At 72.8% G+C, this 20218-nt stretch carries 20 protein-coding genes; 13 read left to right on the top strand and 7 right to left on the bottom strand.

The window, feature by feature from the left end; genetic code table 11:
- Positions 1–29 precede the first annotated feature (29 nt).
- The 8 genes from ABIC30_RS23485 (at position 30) to deoA (ending at position 7331) form a co-directional block, all read left to right on the top strand.
- Positions 30–1709: a methyl-accepting chemotaxis protein gene (locus ABIC30_RS23485; RefSeq protein ID WP_234081330.1), complete on the top strand. Its 1680-nt coding sequence runs from the start codon at positions 30–32 to the stop codon at positions 1707–1709.
- A 147-nt stretch (positions 1710–1856) separates the two neighbouring features.
- Positions 1857–2423, top strand: coding sequence for a glutathione peroxidase (locus ABIC30_RS23480; protein WP_020093838.1), 567 nt, complete (start codon positions 1857–1859; stop codon positions 2421–2423).
- 56 nt (positions 2424–2479) lie between these two features.
- A complete protein-coding gene (locus ABIC30_RS23475) occupies positions 2480–3115 on the top strand; it encodes a sigma-70 family RNA polymerase sigma factor (RefSeq protein WP_020093837.1) in 636 nt (211 codons plus the stop codon).
- A gap of 101 nt (positions 3116–3216) precedes the next feature.
- Positions 3217–3984, top strand: coding sequence for an anti-sigma factor (locus ABIC30_RS23470; RefSeq protein WP_026605029.1), 768 nt, complete (start codon positions 3217–3219; stop codon positions 3982–3984).
- A gap of 64 nt (positions 3985–4048) precedes the next feature.
- Entirely contained in the window at positions 4049–4489 is a 441-nt protein-coding gene (locus tag ABIC30_RS23465) for a cytidine deaminase (RefSeq protein WP_020093835.1), read from the top strand.
- Positions 4482–5306: a purine-nucleoside phosphorylase gene (locus ABIC30_RS23460; RefSeq protein ID WP_020093834.1), complete on the top strand. Its 825-nt coding sequence runs from the start codon at positions 4482–4484 to the stop codon at positions 5304–5306. Before ABIC30_RS23465 ends, ABIC30_RS23460 begins: the two co-directional genes overlap by 8 nt.
- Positions 5299–6030, top strand: coding sequence for a deoxyribose-phosphate aldolase (gene deoC, locus ABIC30_RS23455; protein ID WP_020093833.1), 732 nt, complete (start codon positions 5299–5301; stop codon positions 6028–6030). The genes ABIC30_RS23460 and deoC overlap by 8 nt, the downstream gene beginning before the upstream one ends.
- A gap of 2 nt (positions 6031–6032) precedes the next feature.
- Positions 6033–7331, top strand: coding sequence for a thymidine phosphorylase (deoA, locus tag ABIC30_RS23450; protein ID WP_026605027.1), 1299 nt, complete (start codon positions 6033–6035; stop codon positions 7329–7331).
- Between the two features lie 54 nt (positions 7332–7385).
- Here the strand turns inward: deoA and ABIC30_RS23445 are convergent, their stop codons facing one another.
- The 4 genes from ABIC30_RS23445 to dnaK all read right to left on the bottom strand — a co-directional run bounded on the left by ABIC30_RS23445 (position 7386) and on the right by dnaK (position 11907).
- Entirely contained in the window at positions 7386–7703 is a 318-nt protein-coding gene (locus ABIC30_RS23445) for a hypothetical protein (protein ID WP_020093831.1), read from the bottom strand.
- A gap of 109 nt (positions 7704–7812) precedes the next feature.
- Complete coding sequence (locus tag ABIC30_RS23440; RefSeq protein WP_020093830.1) at positions 7813–8451, bottom strand: class I SAM-dependent methyltransferase; 639 nt, start codon at positions 8449–8451, stop codon at positions 7813–7815.
- A 139-nt stretch (positions 8452–8590) separates the two neighbouring features.
- Positions 8591–9739 carry a molecular chaperone DnaJ gene (dnaJ, locus tag ABIC30_RS23435; protein ID WP_020093829.1) on the bottom strand — a complete coding sequence of 383 codons (1149 nt, stop codon included), beginning with the start codon at positions 9737–9739 and terminating at the stop codon, positions 8591–8593.
- Positions 9740–9990: 251 nt separating this feature from the next.
- Entirely contained in the window at positions 9991–11907 is a 1917-nt protein-coding gene (gene dnaK / locus ABIC30_RS23430; RefSeq protein ID WP_020093828.1) for a molecular chaperone DnaK, read from the bottom strand.
- Positions 11908–12299: 392 nt separating this feature from the next.
- On the opposite strand from dnaK, the gene ABIC30_RS23425 reads away from it, so the two are divergent.
- Positions 12300–13286, top strand: a complete 987-nt coding sequence (locus ABIC30_RS23425; RefSeq protein WP_020093827.1) for a hypothetical protein — start codon at positions 12300–12302, stop codon at positions 13284–13286.
- A 152-nt stretch (positions 13287–13438) separates the two neighbouring features.
- Here ABIC30_RS23425 and ABIC30_RS23420 read toward each other — a convergent pair whose 3' ends face one another.
- Complete coding sequence (locus ABIC30_RS23420; RefSeq protein ID WP_244513896.1) at positions 13439–13984, bottom strand: YqgE/AlgH family protein; 546 nt, start codon at positions 13982–13984, stop codon at positions 13439–13441.
- Positions 13985–14263: 279 nt separating this feature from the next.
- Here ABIC30_RS23420 and ABIC30_RS23415 point away from each other — a divergent pair, with 279 nt between their 5' ends.
- From ABIC30_RS23415 to ABIC30_RS23405, 3 genes are all read left to right on the top strand, one after another.
- Positions 14264–14521: a hypothetical protein gene (locus ABIC30_RS23415; RefSeq protein ID WP_020093825.1), complete on the top strand. Its 258-nt coding sequence runs from the start codon at positions 14264–14266 to the stop codon at positions 14519–14521.
- A gap of 111 nt (positions 14522–14632) precedes the next feature.
- Positions 14633–15112 carry a peroxiredoxin gene (locus tag ABIC30_RS23410; protein ID WP_020093824.1) on the top strand — a complete coding sequence of 160 codons (480 nt, stop codon included), beginning with the start codon at positions 14633–14635 and terminating at the stop codon, positions 15110–15112.
- Between the two features lie 91 nt (positions 15113–15203).
- Positions 15204–15845 (top strand): DedA family protein, encoded by a 642-nt coding sequence (locus tag ABIC30_RS23405; RefSeq protein WP_056523681.1) that lies wholly within the window; start codon positions 15204–15206, stop codon positions 15843–15845.
- A gap of 6 nt (positions 15846–15851) precedes the next feature.
- Here the strand turns inward: ABIC30_RS23405 and ABIC30_RS23400 are convergent, their stop codons facing one another.
- Positions 15852–16610 (bottom strand): restriction endonuclease, encoded by a 759-nt coding sequence (locus ABIC30_RS23400; RefSeq protein WP_354456128.1) that lies wholly within the window; start codon positions 16608–16610, stop codon positions 15852–15854.
- Between the two features lie 110 nt (positions 16611–16720).
- On the bottom strand, positions 16721–17134 hold the full coding sequence (locus ABIC30_RS23395; RefSeq protein WP_020093821.1) for a Ros/MucR family transcriptional regulator: 414 nt from the start codon (positions 17132–17134) through the stop codon (positions 16721–16723).
- A gap of 394 nt (positions 17135–17528) precedes the next feature.
- On the opposite strand from ABIC30_RS23395, the gene ABIC30_RS23390 reads away from it, so the two are divergent.
- Positions 17529–20204, top strand: coding sequence for a bifunctional acetate--CoA ligase family protein/GNAT family N-acetyltransferase (locus ABIC30_RS23390; protein WP_354456127.1), 2676 nt, complete (start codon positions 17529–17531; stop codon positions 20202–20204).
- Positions 20205–20218 lie beyond the last annotated feature (14 nt).

The raw sequence follows: 20218 nt of genomic DNA, 5'->3' as shown, positions 1-20218 counted from the left end.
CGGGGAGAGCCCGAGACATGTCATTTCGTATGTCTGACTACAGGATCAGCATCAAGATCGCTCTTGTCATGGGCGCGATGCTCATCGTTACATTGGTCGTGGCCGGCATAACCTTGCGGAACATCGGTGACATCCGGGAAGCTCAGGACCGGATCGAGCATACGCAGGCGGTGCTGGAACAGGTCGAGCGGATGAGCCTCGCGATGGTGAATCGGGAGACCGGCCTGCGCGGCTACCTGATCGCCGCGGAGCCGCGCTTCCTCGAGCCCGAGACGGCCGGACGTGAGGCCTTCGCGGCGGCCTGGTCGGAGATGCGGCGGCTGGTGGCGGACAACCCCGCGCAGCAGGCACGCTTGACGGACCTGAAGTCGCTGGCTGATCGCTGGGGCAGCGCGTTCGCGGATCGCGAGATCGCCCTGATGCGCGATGCCGCGACGCGGGAAGAGGCGCGCCGGATCATGATCTCGGGCGTCGGCAAGGCGATCATGGACGAGATCCGCGCCAAGACGGCCGAGATCGCCGACACGGAGCGCGCGCTGATGAACGGCCGGGCTCAGGCCGCGGCGACGGCCATCGCGGCGACGCGTTCAGCGAGCCTGATCGGCCTCGGCCTGATGGCCGGCATCGGGCTGATCGGTCTGGCGCTCCTGCAGATCGGCATCGCCAAGCCGGTCCGCGCCATCACGGCCGCGATGACCCGGATGGCGGCGAACGATCTCCGGACCGAAGTGCCCGGAGTCGGCCGCGGTGACGAGATCGGCGCCATGGCCGATGCGGTCCGAGTCTTCCGCGACGGCCTCGTCCGAGCCGCGACCCTCGAAGCCGAGGCTGCGCAGGCCCGTGCCGCCCTCGATGCGCAACGCAAGGCCGCGATGGTCGAGATGGCCGACGGCTTCCAGGCGGCGGTCGGCGGTGTGGTGCGGGCCGTCTCGTCGGCGGCGAGCGAACTCGAATCCACGGCCGCGCGCATGAGCTTCGCTGCGGCCGAGACGGCCGACCAGTCGACGACGGTCGCGGCGGCGGCCGAGCAGGCGGCCACGAATGTCAGCACGGTGGCTGCCGCCGCCGAGGAACTCGGCACGACCATTCACGAGATCGGCCGTCAGGTGCAGACGGCGGCCGACTTCGCCGACACGGCCGTCGCGGAGGCCGGACGATCCGCGGACCTGATGCGCAGCCTGCGGGAGAGCGCGACGCGGATCGGCGACGTGGTCGGCCTCATCTCGGGCATCGCCGGCCAGACCAACCTGCTGGCCCTCAACGCCACGATCGAGGCGGCCCGCGCCGGCGCGGCGGGTCGCGGCTTCGCGGTGGTCGCGAGCGAGGTCAAGGAACTGGCCGAGCAGACCGCCAAGGCGACCGAGGAGGTCGCCCGACAGGTCGGCGAGATCCAGTCCTGGACCGGGGACGCCTCCGACGCGATCACGCGGGTCGTCAGCCGCATCAACGAGATCAGTGCAGTGTCGAGCGGGATTGCCGCGGCGGTCGAGGAGCAGGGTTCGGCGACCCAGGAGATCGTCCGGAACGTCGGGCAGGCGGCACTCGGGACCGGAGCCGTCACCAACAACATCACGGCCGTGGCCCGCTCGGCGGAGGGGGCTGGGAGCGCCGCCGCACAGGTGCTCGAGGCGGCGTCCGGGCTGCTGGGGCAGGCTCAACAGCTCGACGTGGAAGTGGGCCGCTTCCTCGACACGGTCCGGACCGGTTGAGGCCGCCCGCCGGCCTTCCGATCCGCGGCGGTCGAGCCTGCGTCGAAACGACCGTCGCGGCGCATGAAACCGTGGCGGGTCGGGCGCGTTGCCGCGCGGAAAATCGCGCGCTCAGTGGCGCGACGAGGTCGCGAAGAGGTCACCGCCATGACGCTGCTGCGCCGCGAGGCCCTGATCCTGATCGGTGCCGGTCTCGCCGGCGGCGCCCGCGCCGCGGAGCAGCCCGCCGGCACCGCGCGGGCCACGGATTTCGCCTTCGAGACCCCGGAGGCCGCGCCGATGCCGCTCTCCGCCTACGCGGGGAAGCCGATTCTCGTGGTCAACACCGCGACAGCTTGCGGCTATGCCGGGCAGCTCACCGGGCTGCAGACGATCTGGACGCGGTTCGGCGATCGCGGGCTCATCGTGCTGGGCGTCCCGTCGCCGGATTTCGGCAACCAGGAACCCCTGGACGGCCAGGCCATCGCGGAGGCGGCGCGGAGGAATCACGGCGTCACCTTCCCGCTCACGGCCAAGACCCGGGTGAAGATGCCGGGCGCCCACCCGTTCTACCGCTGGGCGGCGGCCGAGCGCCCCGCCGAGACGCCGCGCTGGAACTTCCACAAGTACCTGATCGCCCGCGACGGCAGCCTCGCGGCGGCCTTCGCCACGCAGGTCGAGCCGACCGATCCGCGGGTGATCTCGGGGATCGCCGCCACCCTCGACCAGGCCTGACCGCGACGCCGGGCCGGCAGGCGGGATTAAACGTGCGGCCCCCGCGTTCACACATCATGGCATCGGACAAGAACAAGCGCGCGGACCTCCTCGACCTGCTGGTGCCCCTGCGGCGCTACGCGCGGTCGCTCACCCGCGACACGCTGCGGGCCGACGACCTCGTGCACGACACGCTGGTGCGGGCCCTGGAGATGCAGGGCTCGCTGCGGCCGAACACCAATCTGCGCACCTGGATGATGACGGTGCTGCACAACGCCTTCATCGACGAGCAGCGCCGCCGGCAGGTCGAGGCGCGGCACGCCGACACACTGGTCCGGATGACCGAGGACATGGCGCCGCCGGCCCAGGAGGGTCAGGTGCGCCTCGCCCAGATCCGGCAGGCCTTCCTCAAGCTGCCGGAGGAGCAGCGCGCGGCGCTCCACCTCGTCACCCTGGAAGGCATGGCCTACGCCGACGCGGCGGCCGTCCTCGGCATCCCGATCGGCACGCTGATGTCCCGTCTCGGCCGCGGCCGGGCGGCTCTGCGGGCCTTCGAGGAGGGGACGCGGACCGACCGCAGCTCCGACGAGGCGGAGCCCGCCAAGACACCCGAGACGCGGCGCGGACCGCCCTCCACCCTCCGGCTCGTCGTGTCCGACGAGCCGCGGGAAAGGTCCGCCTGGCCTCTGCGACGCGCCGTCGGAGAGAGCTGAGCGCGGAGCTGATGAAGGACCGGCACCCGCGGGCGCCGGTGCCGACTGACGATTGCGACCGGCGGATCGCCTCCGGGCACGCTGGATTCGAGGACTTCACGATGATCGATCCGATCACAGACGACGATCTCATCGCCTTCGTCGACGGCCAGATCGACCCGATGCGCCGTCTCGACGTCGAGGCGCACCTCGCGGCCAATCCCGAGGCCGCGGCCCGGGTGATGGCCGAGATGCACGATCGCGACGCCCTCAGGGCCTGCTTCGAGCGCGTTCCGGGGCCCGGGCCGGACCGGAACATGGTCCTGGCGCGCCGCTTCGACCGGAACCTGCGCTGGCGCCGCGTCGCCTCGCGCCTGAAGCGGGCCGCCGCGATCGCGGTGCTCGTGGGCGCGGGCTGGCTGGCCCACGACGAGATCGGCCGCTTCGGCGTTCCCGACACCCTGGCGGCGACCCCGGATCCGGCCCTGATCGCCGACGCGCGGCAGGCCCGGGTCGTGGCGCAGCTGCGCAAGAGCATCGGTGGCCAGGCCGACGATCCGGTCTACGACCGGGCGCGGCTCCGCTCGGCGACCGGCATCGACCTGCCGGCCCTGCCGGACGGCTGGCGGGTGCGCGACATCCAGGTCTTCCCCGCCCGGCACGGCACCGGGATCGAGGTCGCCTTGGAGACCGAGCGCTTCGGCGAGGCGTCGCTGTTCGCCACCCGCGGCATCCGCGGCGGACCGACGACGCTCATCACCGGCTCGGACGACGGCGACGTCGTCTCGTGGAACGCGGGCGACACCGCCTACGCCCTGAGCGGCCCGCGCAGCGACGCGGACCTGCGTCAGGCGGCGAGCCTCCTCGGCGCCGGTCCGGCGACCCGCTGAGCGCCGCGCCGGACTCCCGCCCGGGGCCTCGACAGGGCGCCCCGGCGGGTGCCAAAGATCGGCCATGCAGGCCGCGGATCCAGCACGGGACCCAGCACGGGACGATGACGGGCTCGCAGCCCTGTTCGAGGCGGCGCGCGCGGTGCGCGCGCACGCGCACGCGCCCTATTCCCGCTTCCCCGTCGGGGCCGCGCTGCGCGACGAGCGCGGCGCGATCCACGCCGGGTGCAACGTCGAGAACGCCGCATACCCGGTCGGGACCTGCGCGGAGGCCGGGGCGATCGCCGCCATGGTGGCGGCCGGCGGCCGGCGCATCGCGGCGATCCTGGTCTGCGGCGACGGCAACGGCCTGGTGACGCCCTGCGGCGCCTGCCGCCAGCGCATCCGCGAGTTCGCCCGGCCGGACACCCCGATCCACGCCGCCGGTCCGGGCGGGGTCGCCCGCACCTTCACGCTGGCGGAGCTGCTGCCGGAATCCTTCGGCCCGGAGACGCTCGGTGAGTGAGGCGGCCGCCCGCGACGCCCTGCGCGCCGCCGGCTTCGCGGGTCCCTACGCCTGCGCGGTGGTGACCGGCACCGGCCTCGGCGGGATCGCGGCGGCCCTCACGGACGCGCGCGCCGTCGACTACGCGGCGATCCCCGGATTTCCGGGGCCCGGTGTCAGCGGCCACGGCGGCCGGCTGCATCGCGGCCGCCTCGCCGGGCGGCCGGTCCTGATCTTCGAGGGGCGGGCCCACGCCTACGAGCGCGGTGACCCGGCGGCGATGCGGGTGCCGCTCGCTTGCGCCCGGCACCTCGGCGCCCGCCGCCTGCTCCTCACCAACGCCTCCGGATCGCTGCGGCCCGCGACCGGGCCCGGCTGCCTCGTGCTGCTCGCCGACCACATCAACCTCTCCGGCCTGAGCCCGCTGATCGGCGAGGCCAGCGACGCCCGGTTCGTGCCGATGACCGAGGCCTACGACCCGGACCTGCGGGCGCGGCTCCGCGCGGCGGCCGGGGCCTGCGGCGTGCCCCTGGGGGAGGGAGTCTACGCGTGGTTCTCGGGCCCGAGCTTCGAGACGCCCGCGGAGGTGCGGATGGCCGGCATCCTGGGCGCCGACCTCGTGGGCATGTCCACCGTGCCGGAGGTGATCCTCGCCCGGTTCCTCGACCTGCCGGTGGCGGCGGTCTCGGTGGTGACGAACCTCGCGGCCGGCATTGCCGGCGGCGCGCCGCACCACGCGGAGACGAAGGAAGTCGCGGCCCGGGCCGCGGAGGATCTCGGCCGCTTGGTCCGGGCGTTCGTGGCCGGCCTGCCCGACGGAGAGACAGCCGATGACTGACCCCGAAGCCGGCGCGGTCGCACGCCGGGCCCTGCCGCTCCTCGACCTCACCGATCTCGGCGAGACCTGCACCGAGACCCGGATCGACGTCCTCTGCCGGGACGCGAAGCGCGGCGGCGTCGCGGCGATCTGCGTCTGGCCGCGCTTCGTCGCGCAGGGCGCGCGGGCGCTCGCGGGCACCGCGATCCGGATCGCCACGGTGATCAACTTCCCCGCGGGCGGCGAGGACTGCGCCCGCGCCACCGACGACACCGCCGAGGCGCTGCGCGACGGCGCCGACGAGATCGACCTCGTCCTGCCCTACGGCGCGCTGCTGCGGGGCGAGGCGGCGGTGGCCCGCGACATGGTCGAGGCCGTGCGCGACACCTGCGGATCCGCGACCCTGAAGGTGATCCTGGAGACGGGTGCGCTCGCCGAGCCGGAGCGGATCCGGGAGGCCAGCCGGATCGCCCTGGAGGCGGGCGCCGACTTCCTGAAGACCTCCACGGGCAAGAGCCCGGTCTCGGCGACCCCGGAAGCCGCCGAGGCGATGCTGGCCGAGATCCGCGCCGGCGGCCGCCCCGCGGGCCTGAAGGTCTCCGGCGGCCTGCGCAGCGTCGCCGACGCCGCCACCTACCTCGACCTCGCCGACCGGCTGATGGGTCCCGGCTGGGTGAGCCCGAGAACCTTCCGGCTCGGGGCGAGCAGCCTGTTCGAGACCCTGATGCGGGCGCGGACGCTGTGAGCGTGCGGCTGCCTCAGGAGACGATCCGGGCCAAGCGCGACGGCCAGCCCCTCGATCCGGACGAGATCGGGGCCTTCATCCGCGGCCTCACCGACGGCACGGTCGGGGAGGGGCAGGCGGCGGCCTTCGCCATGGCGGTGTTCTTCCGCGGCCTGTCGCTGCCGGAGCGGGTGGCGCTCACCCGCGCAATGGCGGAATCGGGCCGGATCCTCGCCTGGGACCTGCCCGGGCCCGTCCTCGACAAGCACTCCACCGGCGGCATCGGCGACGCGGTGAGCCTGCCGCTCGCCCCGATGGTCGCGGCCTGCGGCGGCTACGTTCCGATGATCTCGGGGCGCGGCCTCGGCCATACCGGCGGGACGCTGGACAAGCTCGGCAGCATCCCGGGCTACGACGCCACGCCCGGGCTCGACGCGTTCCGCCGGGTCGTCGCGGAGGTCGGCTGCGCCATCATCGGCCAGACCGCCGAACTCGCGCCCGCGGACCGGCGCCTCTACGCGATCCGCGACGTCACCGGCACGGTCGAGTCCCGCGACCTGATCACCGCCTCGATCCTGTCGAAGAAGCTCGCCGCCGGGCTCGACGGGCTCGTGATGGACGTGAAGCAGGGCTCCGGCGCCTTCATGGCGGGCGTGCCTGAGGCGCGGGCGCTGGCCCAGAGCATCGTCACGGTTGCGGAGGGGGCCGGCCTGCACACCGCCGCGCTGATCACCGACATGGACGCGCCGCTCGCCAGCGCGGCCGGCAACGCCGTCGAGGTCGCCTACGCGCTCGACTACCTGACGGGCGCGCGCCGCGAGCCGCGCTTCCACGCGGTCACGGTGGCGCTGGGCGCCGAGATGCTGGTCGTCGGCGGCCTGGCGCCGGACCGCGATAGCGCCGCGGAGCGGCTGGAGCAGGCCCTCGCCTCGGGCCGGGCGGCCGAGGGCTTCGGCCGCATGATCGCGGCGCTCGGCGGACCGGGCGATCTCCTGGAGCGGCCGGAGGCGCATCTGCCCGCCGCGCCGGTGCGCCGGGCGGTCCGTCAGGACGGGACCGTCGCGGGGATCGCGACGCGGGCGCTGGGCCTGGCGGTGATCGGGCTCGGCGGCGGCCGCACCCGGCCGGAGGATCCGGTCGACCCGCGGGTCGGCTTCACGGATCTCGCCGGTCCCGGATCGTCCGGCGGGCTGCTCGGGATCGTCCACGCGGCCGACGAGGCCGCCGCGGACCGGGCGGAGGCCGCGCTGCGGGCGGCCTACCGAATGGGCAACGCGCCGCCGGAGCGCCCGCCCGTCCTCGAGCGGGTGGGCGCCGGCTAGCGGGCGCGCCCGGCCATCACGGAGCCGTGGCCGGGCGCGGCGGGCTCGGAGCCCTTACCAGCGGCCGTAGCCGTGGCGATGGCCCCAGCCGCCGTGGTGATGGTGACGCGGGCCGAAGCCGCGGTGCCCCCAGCCGTGATGGTGGCCCCGGCCCCAGCCGTGGTGGTGATGGCGCGGGCCGTAGCCGCGGTGACCCCAGCCGCCGTGGCGGTGCCCGTAGCCGTAGCCGTACTGGACGGTCTGGACGTCGCCGGCTTCCGCCTGCAGGCCGGCATCGCGGCCGAGGGGCGCGGCCATGGCCGGCGCCGCGAAGGCGAGTCCGCCGAAGGCCAGGGCGGCGGCCAAACGGGTCCGTGCGGTCTTGGTGAACATCGGCGTTCTCCTGATCCACGCCGGTCGCCCTGTGGCGTCCGGCCGTGTCCCAGGTGTGCGCCTTTCCAGTTGACGCAAACGTGACCTGTTCGCTCAGGCGGTGTTCAGGTCAGGGTCGGCGGTAGACCCAGACCCGCGCCGGCGGCAGGTTCAGCCAGACCCGGTTGGAGCGGTCGGCGGTGTAGCTGCCGGCCTCGCAGCGGGCCGGGATCGGCGGAACGACCGCGTAGGTGAACTGCACGAAGGGCGCGCCCGGCCGCATCAGGTCGTGGGCGGTGTTGAGCAGGTCGAGCCGCTGCTCCAGCGGCTTGGTGAACAGCGGCAGGCTCGAGATCGTCGCGGCGGCGGGCTCCGTCAGCACGTCCTGGAGGCTCGCGCGCATGTTGTAGGCGTCGCCCTGGATGACCCGCACGCCCGGGAAGCGATGGGTCAGGAGGCGGCAGAAATCGGGGTTGAACTCCACGAGGATCAGCCGCTCCGGCGCGACGCCGCGCCGGATCAGCGCCTCGGTCACAGGACCGGTGCCGGGGCCCAGCTCGACCACGGGCCCTTCGAGGCGCGGGTCGACGTAGGCCGCCATGGTCCGGGCGAGCATCTTGCCCGAGGGCGTCACGGCCCCCGTGACCAGGGGGCGCTCAAGCCAGGACCGCAGGAATCGGGCCTCGTCCTCGAGGGGGTCGCGCCGCGGCCCGAAAATCGCGCTCCTGCCCGCAGGAGCCTTCGCGTTGGGACGGCGGAGCGGCGGCAAGTCCTGGATTCCTTGATGCCGGATGAGAATGAATGGCTAGGGACGGCGCTGTCTTACAGTCAAGCCGGCGCCGCGCCTAGGGGATGCAAGCCACGCCGGCCGCTTGCATAACGGGTCTTCCCGGGATTCGGATCCGGCCTCACGGCCGGACCGCGCCCCCGAAGAAGTCCCGCACCTTCGAGAAGAAGCCCGCGGACTCCGGATGGTTCTCCGGGGAGGCCGACTGGTCGAACTCCTGGAGCAGCTCGCGCTGGCGCTTGGTCAGGTTCTGCGGGGTCTCGACGAAGACCTGGATGTAGAGGTCGCCGACCTCCCGCGAGCGCAGCACCGGCATGCCCTTGCCCTTGATGCGGAACTGCTTGGCGGTCTGCGTCCCCGCCGGGATGCGCACCTGCGTCTGCGAGCCGTCGATCACCGGCACGGTGATCTCGCCCGAGAGCGCGGCCGTGACCATCGAGATCGGCACCCGGCAGAACAGGTCAGCGCCGTCGCGCTGGAAGAACTCGTGCTGCTTGATCGACAGGAAGACGTAGAGGTCGCCCGCCGGCCCGCCGCGCAGCCCGCTCTCGCCCTCGCCGGCGAGCCGGATCCGAAGCCCGTCATCGACGCCCGCCGGCACGTTGATCGAGAGGGTGCGCTCGCGGTTGACGCGCCCGGCGCCCTGGCAGGCGGTGCAGGGGTCGTCGACGATCTCGCCGCGGCCGTGGCAGTTGGGGCAGGTCCGCTCGATGGCGAAGAAGCCCTGCGCCGCCCGGACCCGTCCGTAGCCCGCGCAGGTCGGGCAAGTCCGCGGCTTCGAGCCGGGCTTCGCGCCGGACCCGTCGCAGACCTCGCAGGTGATCGAGGTCGGGATCTTGATGGTCTCGGCCTTGCCGGTGAAGGCCTCCTCCAGAGTGATCTCGAGGTTGTAGCGCAGGTCGGCCCCGCGCTCGCGGCCCGGCGTGCCGCCGCGTCCGCGGCCACCGCCGGCGGCCCCGCGGCCGTCGCCGAAGAAATTGTCGAAGATGTCCGACATGAAGTCGCCGAACTCGTTGCCGAATCCGGGACCGCCGGCCCCGCCCTGGCTGAAGGCCGCGTGGCCGAACCGGTCGTAGGCGGCGCGCTTCTGGCCGTCGGAGAGGCACTGATAGGCCTCGTTGATTTCCTTGAACTTGATCTCGGCGTCCTTGTCGCCGGGATTCCGGTCGGGATGATAGGTCATCGCGAGCTTGCGGAAGGCGACCTTCATCTCGCCTTCCGTGGCGGTCTTGGTGACCCCCAGGATCTCGTAGTAGTCCCGCTTCGACATCCCGCCCTCAGGTGCCTTCCCGTCCCGTCCCGTACCCCGGGCCGCGACGCTTCTCTACCACCGCGCCGCCGTTCCGGGAGGCCGCGACGAGCCCGGAAACCGGAGGCGCCGACGACGCGGATCCGCGATCGGCCGGCGGCTCCCGGTTCCGGGCCCCGCAGGCCCGGCATGACGGAGCTTCTGAATACGCTTCTCACGCAAAGGCGGGGCCGGATCGCTCCGGCCCCGCGCGGTCGTATCAGATCCGCGCCTCAGGCGCGCTTCTTCTGGTCCTTCTCGTCGACCTCCTGGAAGTCGGCGTCGATGACGTCGTCCTTCTTCTCGGAGGCCGCCGCCTCGGCACCCGCATCCGGGCCGGCCGCCTGGTTGGCGGCGTACATGGCCTCGCCGAGCTTCATCGAGGCCTGCATCAGTTCCGTGGTCCGGGCCTTGATGGTCTCGACGTCGTCGCCCTCCAGCGCGGTCTTGAGCGCGGTCATCGCGGTCTCGATCGCGCCCTTGTCGGCGGCCGGGACCTTGTCGCCGTACTCGGTCACCGACTTCTCGGTGGCGTGGATCAGGCTCTCGCCCTGGTTCTTCACCTCGACGAGCTCGCGCCGCTTCTTGTCGGCCTCGGCGTTCGCCTCGGCGTCCTTCACCATCCGGTCGATGTCGGCGTCCGACAGGCCACCCGAGGCCTGGATGCGGATCTGGTGCTCCTTGTTGGTCGCCTTGTCCTTGGCCGTCACGTTAACGATGCCGTTGGCGTCGATGTCGAAGGTCACCTCGATCTGCGGCATGCCGCGGGGCGCCGGCGGGATGCCGACGAGGTCGAACTGGCCGAGCAGCTTGTTGTCGGCCGCCATCTCGCGCTCGCCCTGGAAGACCCGGATCGTGACCGCGTTCTGGTTGTCTTCCGCCGTCGAGAAGGTTTGGGACTTCTTGGTCGGGATCGTGGTGTTGCGGTCGATGAGCCGGGTGAACACGCCGCCCAGCGTCTCGATGCCCAGCGACAGCGGGGTCACGTCCAGCAGCAGCACGTCCTTGACGTCGCCCTGGAGCACGCCGGCCTGCACGGCGGCGCCGATGGCCACGACCTCGTCGGGGTTCACGCCCTTGTGGGGCTCCTTGCCGAAGAAGGACTTCACCACCTCCTGGATCTTCGGCATGCGGATCATGCCGCCGACCAGCACCACCTCGTCGATCTCGGAGGCCGACACGCCGGCATCCTTGAGCGCCTTGCGGCAGGGCTCGATCGTGCGCTGCACCAGATCGTCGACGAGCGACTCGAACTTCGCGCGGCTGAGCTTCAGCGCGAGGTGCTTCGGGCCGGTGTTGTCGGCGGTGATGTAGGGCAGGTTGATCTCGGTCTGGGTGGCCGAGGACAGCTCGATCTTCGCCTTCTCGGCGGCCTCCTTGAGGCGCTGGAGGGCGAGCTTGTCCTTGGTCAGGTCGATGCCCTGTTCCTTCTTGAACTCGGCCGTCAGGTACTCGACGATCCGGTTGTCGAAGTCTTCGCCGCCCAGGAAGGTGTCGCCGTTCGTCGACTTCACCTCGAAGACGCCGTCGCCGATCTCCAGGATGGAGACGTCGAAGGTGCCGCCGCCGAGGTCGTAGACCGCGATCGTGCCGGACTTCTTCTTGTCGAGGCCGTAGGCGAGCGCCGCCGCGGTCGGCTCGTTGATGATGCGCAACACCTCGAGGCCCGCGATCTTGCCGGCGTCCTTGGTGGCCTGACGCTGGGCGTCGTTGAAGTAGGCCGGGACCGTGATGACCGCTTGCGTGACCGGCTGGCCGAGATGCGACTCGGCAGTCTCCTTCATCTTCTGCAGGGTGAAGGCGGAGATCTGCGAGGGCGAGTACTTCTTGCCGTCCGCCTCGACCCAGGCGTCGCCGTTGTCGCCGCGGGCGATCTTGTAGGGCACGAGGCCCTTGTCCTTCTGGGTCATCGGGTCGTCGTAGGTCCGGCCGATGAGCCGCTTGATGGCGAAGAACGTGCGCTCGGGGTTCGTGACCGCCTGGCGCTTGGCCGGCTGGCCGACGAGCCGCTCGCCGTCGTCCGTGAAGGCGACGATGGACGGCGTGGTGCGCGCGCCTTCCGAATTCTCGATGACCTTGGGCTGCGTGCCTTCCATCACGGCCACGCAGGAATTGGTGGTGCCGAGGTCGATGCCGATAACTTTACCCATGGTGGGATCCCTCTTTGTGTCGCGTTCAAGCAGACCGCCGAGCCCCGAAGCAGCTCGGCCCATGGCGGTGTCGGGGGTGATGTGAGTATGGGACCCGGGCCGGATCAAGGGCCGTGAACGGCTGAAACCCAGCGCGCAATCCCGCGTCGAGGGCGATATAAGAAGCCCGTTCCGGGCCCGCAAGGCGAAGCCTGCGCGGCGGGATCGGCCCCGCGGATCCGCGCCATCCCCTTGGCATTCCGGCAGGATCTCGCCGCACCGCCGGCGCCGGCCCGGTGGCGTGGCTGCATTTTGTTGCTCCGCTGCCACGTCGGCGCCATCGACGGCGTGTTAACGTTTCGACAAGGGGTTGCGCGTGGCCCCGCCACTTCGTGTCCCCGTCGTAGAGTCCGATGCGCCCGACCCGCAGCCTCCTGCTCCCGATCCTGGCGGTCGCCGTCGCGGCGCCCGGGATGCTCGCCGCGCCCCCCGCGCGGGCCCAGAACTTCTTCGAGCGCCTGTTCGGCATCAAGCCGGAACGGCCGCCGGTGCCGCCGCGCGGCCTGCCGGAGCCGGCGCCCGTCCCGGGGGCCCCGGGCGAGCCGGGCCCGCCCGCGGCGGCTCCCGAGGCGCCCCGGCCTGCCCCAGTCCCGGCCCGCCCGGTCGTGCTGAAGACGCCCTCTGAGGACGGCGTGATCGGCCAGGAGCTGCAGCTCAACGGCCTCTCCGGATCCCTGAAGCTGGAGCGTTCCGGCACCGCCGTCACGGCGCGGATCAAGCTGCCGGGGACCAAGATCTCGCAGCCGGCGGATTCGTGCACGGTGCCGCTCGCGGGCGGCAATCCGGTGGCGCTCACCGCCGAGGGCAAGCCCGAGGGCGTGCCCCGCTTCGAGGCCGCCGGGGCCGAGTGCCCGCTGCGCTTCGACGTGACCGACGGCGGCGTCCTGGTCTCGAGCCTGGGTTCGGGCCCGGTCTGCACCTTCTCGGCGGCGGATTGCGCGACCACGCCGGTCGGCCTCTGGGGGCCGGGCGCCGCCACCCTGATCCCGCGGGCCGGCGAGTTCGACACCGCCCGCGGCGTGGCCGACAAGGCCGTCCGGGACAATTACAAGCTGATGACCCAGCGGGCCCGGCGCGAGGATGTCCGGCCGATCGTCAGCGAACAGGCGGCGTTCTCGTCGGACCGGGAGCAGCTCTGCCGCACCTACGCGCGCGAGGGCACGCACGGGTTCTGCCATCTGCGGGTGACGGAGAACCGCGCCCTGGCCCTGGCCACCCGGCTCGGCGCCAACACGGCGACGCCTACCGCCTCCGTGGCGCCCCGCCGGCCGCGGCCCAAGCCCGCGGTCGAGGGCATGAACCCGGACGCGGTCGGCGGCGGCGACGCCGTTCCGGAGTAAGGCCGCCCGGTGACGGCCAGCGGCCCGGCGCAACCGTCGTTGCGAGCGGAGCGAAGCAATCCAGGAACGCTACGCCGGCCAGCATCGCGCTGCCCTGGACTGCTTCGCTGCGCTCGCGAAGACGCCGTGCCGCCCTGGCGAGCGCGCCCGGCTCAGGCCCGGCCGGCGGTCATCGACAGCATCGCCGGGTCGATGCCGTTCGCCCGCAGGGCGAGGTCGTACTTGGCGTCGAGGTCGGCGTTGAAGATCAGGGCCGGGTCGGCCGGGCAGTTGAGCCAGCCGTTGGCCATGATCTCGCTCTCCAGCTGCCCCGCCTGCCAGCCGGCGTAGCCGAGCGCCAGCACGGCGCTGGCCGGGCCCTCGCCGCTGGCGATGGCGCGGAGGATCTCCACGGTCGCGGTCAGGCAGATGCCGTCGTCGATGATCAGCGTCGACTGCTGGATGTGGAAATCGTCGCTGTGGAGCACGAAGCCGCGCCGTCCCTCGACCGGGCCGCCCATCAGGACCGGCATGTGGCCGACCCGCTCGCGCAGGCGGATCGCGTCCGCCTCGGGCGCGACGTCGAGCTGGACCAGGAGGTCCGGCATGCTGATGTCGGTCGCCGCCTTGTTGACGATGATGCCCATGGCCCCGTCGGCGGAATGGGCGCAGATGTAGATCACCGAGCGGGCGAAGCGCTCGTCGGCCATGCCGGGCATGGCGACGAGGAACTGCCCGTCGAGGAATTGCGGGCCCGACAGCTCCGTCCGGAGCGGCGCCGCCTTCCCGGCCTGGGACGACGCTGCCGACATGGGATCGGGCCTGCGGTGCGGAGGGTGCGCCATGCGTCCATGCTACGCCGCGCCCCTCCGTTGTCCAGCGGGCAAAAGGGACGCAGCAAGCCTCCCCCAAGCTTGTGCGGGTCTCAATCCCTGTCCCACAATACCCGGGTCGGTCCGCGTCGCGGCCGGCGCGGTCACCGTTGAGGCTCGCTGGTCATGGCGGATGTCGCACCCGCTCCCACCTTCGACATCGAGGAGCAGCGGGCGCGGATCGAGCGGTCCCAGGAGGAGACCCGCAAGTTCGTCGCTGAGCAGCACAAGCTGATCGCCGAGCAGGCGAAGCTGCTGGCCGAGCAGGCCAAGCTCGGCCGTGACCGGGCCCTGGCGCCCTGGCAGGTGGCCCTCTCGGGCATGGCGGCGGGAGCGGCCTTCTTCGGGGCCGGGGCGGCCTTCATCAAGCTGATCGGCCCGTGAGGGCGGTGCAAGCCGGAGCTGGCCGCATCCTCGACAGGCACCCCCTGCCACGCTAGGTCAGGCGCGCTGCTCACGCGCGCCATCCCAGCGCGCGACAACGAGGGACCCGCGATGATCCAGGTCGGCGACCACCTGCCCCAGGCCACCTTCCGGGTGATCGGCCCCGAGGGCCCGATCGCGCGCACCACCGACGACGTGTTCAAGGGCCGGCGCGTGGTCCTGATCGGCGTGCCGGGGGCGTTCACCCCCAGCTGCCACCGCAACCACCTGCCGGGCTTCGTCACCCACCGGGACGAGATCCTCGGGCGCGGTATCGACGCCATCGCGGTGACGAGCGTCAACGACGTGTTCGTGCTCGACGCGTGGTCGAAGGCGAGCGGCGCCGAGGGGCTGGAATTCCTCGCCGACGGCAACGCCGATTTCGCCAAGGCCCTCGGCCTGGAGATGGACGGCACCGGCTTCGGCCTCGGGATGCGCTCGAAGCGCTACTCGATGCTGGTCGAGGACGGCGTCGTCCGGATCCTCAACGTCGAGGAGACGCCCTCGAAGGCCGAGGCGTCCGGCGCCGAAGCACTGCTGAAGGTCCTCTGAGGACGCCGCCGGCCGCAGATCGGCCCTCTTAAGGCCACGTTCCGTCCGCTTGTGTCGCCGGGCTCTGCCCGGAGACCGGCCCGAGGACCGCATGGCCTTCCTGAACGACCTGCCCATCGCCGACCTGATCGCGAATTACGGATACATCGCGATCTTCGTGATCATCACTCTCGAGAGCGCCGGCGTGCCGTGCCCCGGCGAGACGGTGCTGATCTCGGCCGCTGTCTACGCCGGTAGCACCGGGAACCTGAACATCGGCCTGGTCATCGCCGCGGCGGCGACGGCGGCGATCCTGGGCGACAATGTCGGCTACTGGGCGGGGCGGCGCTGGGGCATGCCGCTGCTGCTCCGCTACGGCCATCTCATCGCCCTCGACCACGGGCGGCTCAAGCTCGGCCAGTACCTGTTCCGCCAGCACGGCGGGAAGATCGTGTTCTTCGGCCGCTTCACCGCGATGCTGCGCGCCTACGCGGCCCTGCTCGCCGGGGTCAACCGCCTGGACGCGCGCCGCTTCTTCGCCTTCAACGCCCTCGGCGGCATCGTCTGGGCCGGCAGCATGGGCATCGGCTCGTACTATTGCGGGCGCCAGATCGAGCACATTGTCGGCCCGGTGGGCCTGACCCTGCTCGCCCTGGTGGTGTTCGGCGGCCTGGCCCTGTGGCTGTTCGTGCGCCGCCACGAGGCGCGCCTGCTCAGCGAGGCGGAGATCGCCATCCCCGGCCCGCTCGCCTGACGGGCATCACGTCTCCGCGAGGTCGAACGCCTCGATCGCCTCGAGGGCGTCGTGGTGCAGGAGGAGGACGCCGGTGGCCGTGGCGAGCCGGCGCGCCGCCGGCGTGAAGCCGGCGTTCGACACCACGGCGGCCCGGTCCCCGTCCCAGTAGCGCAGGGCCGCGGCGGCTTCCTGCACGGCGGCGTTGCCCACGGGCTTGCTCAGCCGCTTGCACTGCACGACGAGGCGCAGCCCGTCCCGCACCGCCACGATATCGGCGCCCTGGTCGCCGCTCGCCGGCGTCCGGTGCGCCCGCCAGCCCGCCCGGACCAGGCGCTCGGCGCAGTAGCGCTCGTAGTCCAGCCCGTCCCCGGGCGCCTCGTCCTCCTCCGGGAGCGCGACGGCGGCGGCCTCGGCCTCGACGATCGCCAGCATCCGCGCGTGCTCCGCCTCGGCGAGGTCGGCGAAGCGCGGGCCGAGCTGCGGCACGACGGTCCGCTCGAGGAAATAATCGCGCTCGCGCAGCCAGCCGTCCTCGATCCGGTTGCCGTAGGGGTCGGTGTAGCTCTCCTGCCGCCGCCGCAGCGCCAGCGTCTCGGCATGGGCGCGGGCGATCCGGCGCACCCGGGCCCGGAACCGGCGCGGGCGCCCGAGATGCCGCAGCAGGACGAGCGCGAGGGCGAGTCCCGTCGCGGCGAGCGCCGGCCGGCCGTACCAGAGCCCGAAGGGGAGGCCGATCACGGCCGTCCAGAACAGGCGGGCGACGAGGCTGGGCTTGCCGGGCATCGGGTCTCGGAGGCGCTGACGGGCCCCCGACCCTCGCAAGCGCGGCTTGCCCGATGCCTAACCCGCCTCCGAAAGCTGTGGACGCGGACGCGGATGAGAGCGCCGCGCCGTCAGCCCTTCCGGCGCTGGTGGCCGAGGCCCATGCTCTTGGCGAGGCTGGATCGCGCCGCGGCGTAGTTCGGCGCCACCATCGGGTAGTCGGGCGGCAGGCCCCACTTTCCCCGATACTCCTCGGGCGTCAGGTTGTAGTGGGTCCGCAGGTGGCGCTTCAGCGACTTGAACTTCTTGCCGTCCTCCAGGCAGACGATGAAGTCAGGCTGGACCGAGCGCCGGACCGGCACGGCCGGCCGCAGCTGCTCCGCCGGCGGGGCGGAGGGCTCGCCGAGCCCGTGCAGCGTCGCGTGGATGGCCGCGATCAGCCCGGGCAGTTCCGGCGCGGGGACCGGATTGTTGCTCACGAAGGCCGACACGATGTCGACGGACAGCGTGAGATAGTCCGGTTGCCCTTCACCCGTGGCGTCCATCCCGTAACCTCCAATCGATCCCAGCCGGCCACCGACGCCGGCCGGGATCTGTCTCTGCTCGACCCGATACAGGGTAGTTAATGGGCAGTTACTATGGTGGTGTGAATTCAATAGCAAGTCCAATCCACACATGCCCACAAGTGCCGTCTTAGAGTGGATAAATGGCGCCCGATATTGAACAAAAGGAGGTCTGGAGACCGCGCTCGCGTCGACCACGCGATTTCCGGCCGGCGCGTGCCGACCGGGCGTTGCAGGCGCGCCGGATCGCGCCATCTGGGAGGGCGGCGGGCGCCCCGGCGCCTCGTCCGTTCGGACGTGAGCGAGAGGCCAGATGCGTGCCGCCAGGAACGGCCTGCGGGACCGCGTCCCGTGACGATGTCGTGAGCCGCCGGTCGTGAGCACCTACCGGTTCGACAAGCTGCTGGCGCCCCGCTCGATCGCCCTGGTCGGGGCGGTGGGGCGCGAGGGCTCGCTGGGGCGCAGCGTGCTCGACAGCCTGCGCGCCGCGGGCTTTCCCGGCGCGATCATGCCGGTCCAGCCCGACCAAACGACCGTCGACGGGCTGGCCTGCGTGCCGCGGGTCGCGGATCTGCCCGCCGCCCCCGACCTCGTCCTGATCGCGGTGCCGCCGCCGAGCGTGCCCGAGGTCGTCGCGCAGGCCGCCGCGATCGGCGCCGGGGCGGCCGTGATCCTCACGGCACGGCTCGGATCCGGGCCGGGGGATCCCGGTCCGGTCGCCCACGGGATCGCGCGCGCCCACGGCCTGCGCCTGCTCGGGCCCGACAGCGCCGGCTTGGCGGTCCCGGGCGCGAGGCTCAACGCCAGCCTGTTCGCCCAGGCGCCCGAGGCCGGCGACCTCGCCCTCGTCTCGCAATCCGGCACGGTCGCGGCCGCCATCGTCGCCTGGGGCGCCCGCCACGGCACGGGCTTCTCGGCAGTGCTGTCGCTGGGCAGCGTCCTCGACATCGGCGTGGCCGACTGCCTCGACCACTTCGCCGCCGATTTCCGCACCCGCGCGATCCTGCTCTGCCTCGACCGGGTCGCGGATGCCCGCCGGTTCATGTCGGCCGCCCGCGCCGCGGCCCGGGCCAAGCCCGTCGTGGTCCTGCGAGCCGGCCGGCACCGGCCCGACACCCGCGCCGCCGTCACCCATACCGGCGCCCTGGCCCGCCCGGACGCGGTCTACGCCGCGGCCTTCCGGCGGGCCGGCCTGCTGGCGGTGCCGGACCTCGACGCGATGTTCTCCGCCGTGGAGACCCTAGGGCGGCAGCGGCCGTTCCCCGGCCACCGGCTGGCGATCGTGTCCAACGGCCGCGGCATCGGCCTCCTCGCGGCGGACCGGCTGATCGAGCGGGCCGGGACCCTGGCGGCGCCCGCCGAGGCGGAGGGCCGCGCGCCGGGAAACCCCCTCGACCTCGGCGTCGACGCCGCCGGTCCGGCCTTCGCGTCCGCGCTGACGCCGCTGCTGACGGATCGGACGAGCGACGCCGTGCTGGCGATCCACGTGCCGACGATCCGCTCGGAAGCCGGCGCGGTGGCCGAGGCCGTCGCCGCGACGGTCAAGGCCGCCCGCGCCGGCCAGACCCGCAAGAAGCCGGTCTTCGCGGTCACGCTGGGCGACGCGGAGGCGGCGCGCGAGACCTTCGCGCGGGCCGGGATCCCGCATTTCACCACCGATTCCGAGGCGATCGAGGGCTTCCTGCACCTCGTGCGCTACCGCGAGGCGCAGGACGACCTGATGCGCACGCCGGATTCCCTGCCGCGGGATTTCTCGCCCGACACAGCGCGGGCGCGCTCGATCGTCGCCGCCGCCCTGCGCCAGGGCGCCGCGTGGCTCGACCCGGTGGCGGTGAACGGCCTCCTGCAGGCCTACGGGATCCCGACCGTCCCGATCACGCTCGCCCCCGGCACGGACGCGGCCGCGGCGGCCGCGTGGCCGATCATCGCGGCGGGCGGGACGGTCGCGCTGAAGGTCGTCTCGCCGGACATCGTGCACAAGTCCGACATCGGTGGCGTCCACCTCGACCTGACCAGCGAGGCCGACGTCGCGGAGGCCGCCCGCAGCATCCTGGCCCGCGCCCGCCGGGAGCGGCCCGACGCCCGCGTCACCGGCTTCGCCGTGCAGCCGATGGTCCGCCGCGGCCAGCGCCGGGAGCTGATCGCCGGCCTCGCCGAGGACGCGGTGTTCGGCCCGGTGGTGGTGTTCGGCCGGGGCGGGACCGCCGTGGAGGTGATCGACGACCGCGCCCTCGGCCTGCCGCCGCTGGACCTGACCCTGGCGCGCGACCTCATCGCCCGCACCCGGGTCGCGCGCCGCCTGGAGGCCTACCGCGACGTGCCGGCGGCCGATCTCGGGGCGATCGCGCTGACGCTGGTGAAGCTGTCGCAGCTCGCCGCCGACCTGCCGCAGGTGCGCGAGCTCGACATCAACCCGCTCCTGGCCGACGAGACCGGCGTGCTGGCCCTCGACGCCCGGGTCCGGATCGGCCGCGCCGAGCGCGGCGCCCTCGGCCGCGGCCACCCGCGCTTCGCGATCCGGCCCTATCCGGCCGAGTGGATCCGCACGCTCAACCTCAAGGACCGGACCGTGCGGGTGCGGCCCGTGCGCCCGGAGGACGAGGGTCTGTTCCTGGCCTTCTTCAAGGGTCTTGATCCGGAGGACCTGCGGCTGCGGTTCTTCGGGCCGGTGCGCGAGTTCAGCCACGCCTTCCTGGCCCGCCTGACGCAGCTCGACTACGCCCGCGCCATTGCGTTCGTGGCCACGGAGATCGGGCCGGGCGGCGGCGAGCGTATGCTCGGTGCGGTCCGGCTCCACGCCGACGCCAACCACGAGAGCGGCGAGTACGCGATCGCGGTGGGCCGCGACGCCCGCGGGACGGGCCTCGCCTTCGCGCTGATGCGCCTGATGATCGACTGGGCGCGCTCCGAGGGGATCGGCCGGGTCGAGGGCACGGTGCTGGCCGAGAACCGGCCGATGCTGGCGGTGTGCCGCCGCCTCGGCTTCACGCAGGGGCGCGACCCGGACGATCCGGGCCTCGTGAAGGTGCACCTCGATCTCGCAACCGGCTAGCGGCGCGGCGAGGC

Origin of the sequence: Methylobacterium sp. 1030 (assembly GCF_040544715.1) — a bacterium.
In the GTDB taxonomy this organism is placed as follows: Bacteria; Pseudomonadota; Alphaproteobacteria; order Rhizobiales; family Beijerinckiaceae; genus Methylobacterium.
Note: the sequence above shows the minus strand (reverse complement) of the source record. Positions and strands in the feature narration are given on the sequence as shown.

Excerpts from the sequence above, each read along its gene's own strand:
- ABIC30_RS23410 (WP_020093824.1), top strand. The coding sequence starts at position 14,633 with ATGATCCAGGTCGGCGACCACCTGCCCCAGGCCACCTTCCGGGTGATC.
- ABIC30_RS23415 (WP_020093825.1), top strand. The coding sequence starts at position 14,264 with ATGGCGGATGTCGCACCCGCTCCCACCTTCGACATCGAGGAGCAGCGG.
- ABIC30_RS23470 (WP_026605029.1), top strand. The coding sequence starts at position 3,217 with ATGATCGATCCGATCACAGACGACGATCTCATCGCCTTCGTCGACGGC.
- ABIC30_RS23425 (WP_020093827.1), top strand. The coding sequence starts at position 12,300 with ATGCGCCCGACCCGCAGCCTCCTGCTCCCGATCCTGGCGGTCGCCGTC.
- ABIC30_RS23420 (WP_244513896.1), bottom strand. The coding sequence starts at position 13,984 with ATGCCCGGCATGGCCGACGAGCGCTTCGCCCGCTCGGTGATCTACATC.
- ABIC30_RS23465 (WP_020093835.1), top strand. The coding sequence starts at position 4,049 with ATGCAGGCCGCGGATCCAGCACGGGACCCAGCACGGGACGATGACGGG.
- ABIC30_RS23485 (WP_234081330.1), top strand. The coding sequence starts at position 30 with ATGTCTGACTACAGGATCAGCATCAAGATCGCTCTTGTCATGGGCGCG.
- ABIC30_RS23400 (WP_354456128.1), bottom strand. The coding sequence starts at position 16,610 with ATGCCCGGCAAGCCCAGCCTCGTCGCCCGCCTGTTCTGGACGGCCGTG.
- deoC (WP_020093833.1), top strand. The coding sequence starts at position 5,299 with ATGACTGACCCCGAAGCCGGCGCGGTCGCACGCCGGGCCCTGCCGCTC.
- dnaK (WP_020093828.1), bottom strand. The coding sequence starts at position 11,907 with ATGGGTAAAGTTATCGGCATCGACCTCGGCACCACCAATTCCTGCGTG.
- ABIC30_RS23475 (WP_020093837.1), top strand. The coding sequence starts at position 2,480 with ATGGCATCGGACAAGAACAAGCGCGCGGACCTCCTCGACCTGCTGGTG.
- ABIC30_RS23480 (WP_020093838.1), top strand. The coding sequence starts at position 1,857 with ATGACGCTGCTGCGCCGCGAGGCCCTGATCCTGATCGGTGCCGGTCTC.
- ABIC30_RS23395 (WP_020093821.1), bottom strand. The coding sequence starts at position 17,134 with ATGGACGCCACGGGTGAAGGGCAACCGGACTATCTCACGCTGTCCGTC.
- dnaJ (WP_020093829.1), bottom strand. The coding sequence starts at position 9,739 with ATGTCGAAGCGGGACTACTACGAGATCCTGGGGGTCACCAAGACCGCC.
- ABIC30_RS23445 (WP_020093831.1), bottom strand. The coding sequence starts at position 7,703 with ATGTTCACCAAGACCGCACGGACCCGTTTGGCCGCCGCCCTGGCCTTC.
- ABIC30_RS23405 (WP_056523681.1), top strand. The coding sequence starts at position 15,204 with ATGGCCTTCCTGAACGACCTGCCCATCGCCGACCTGATCGCGAATTAC.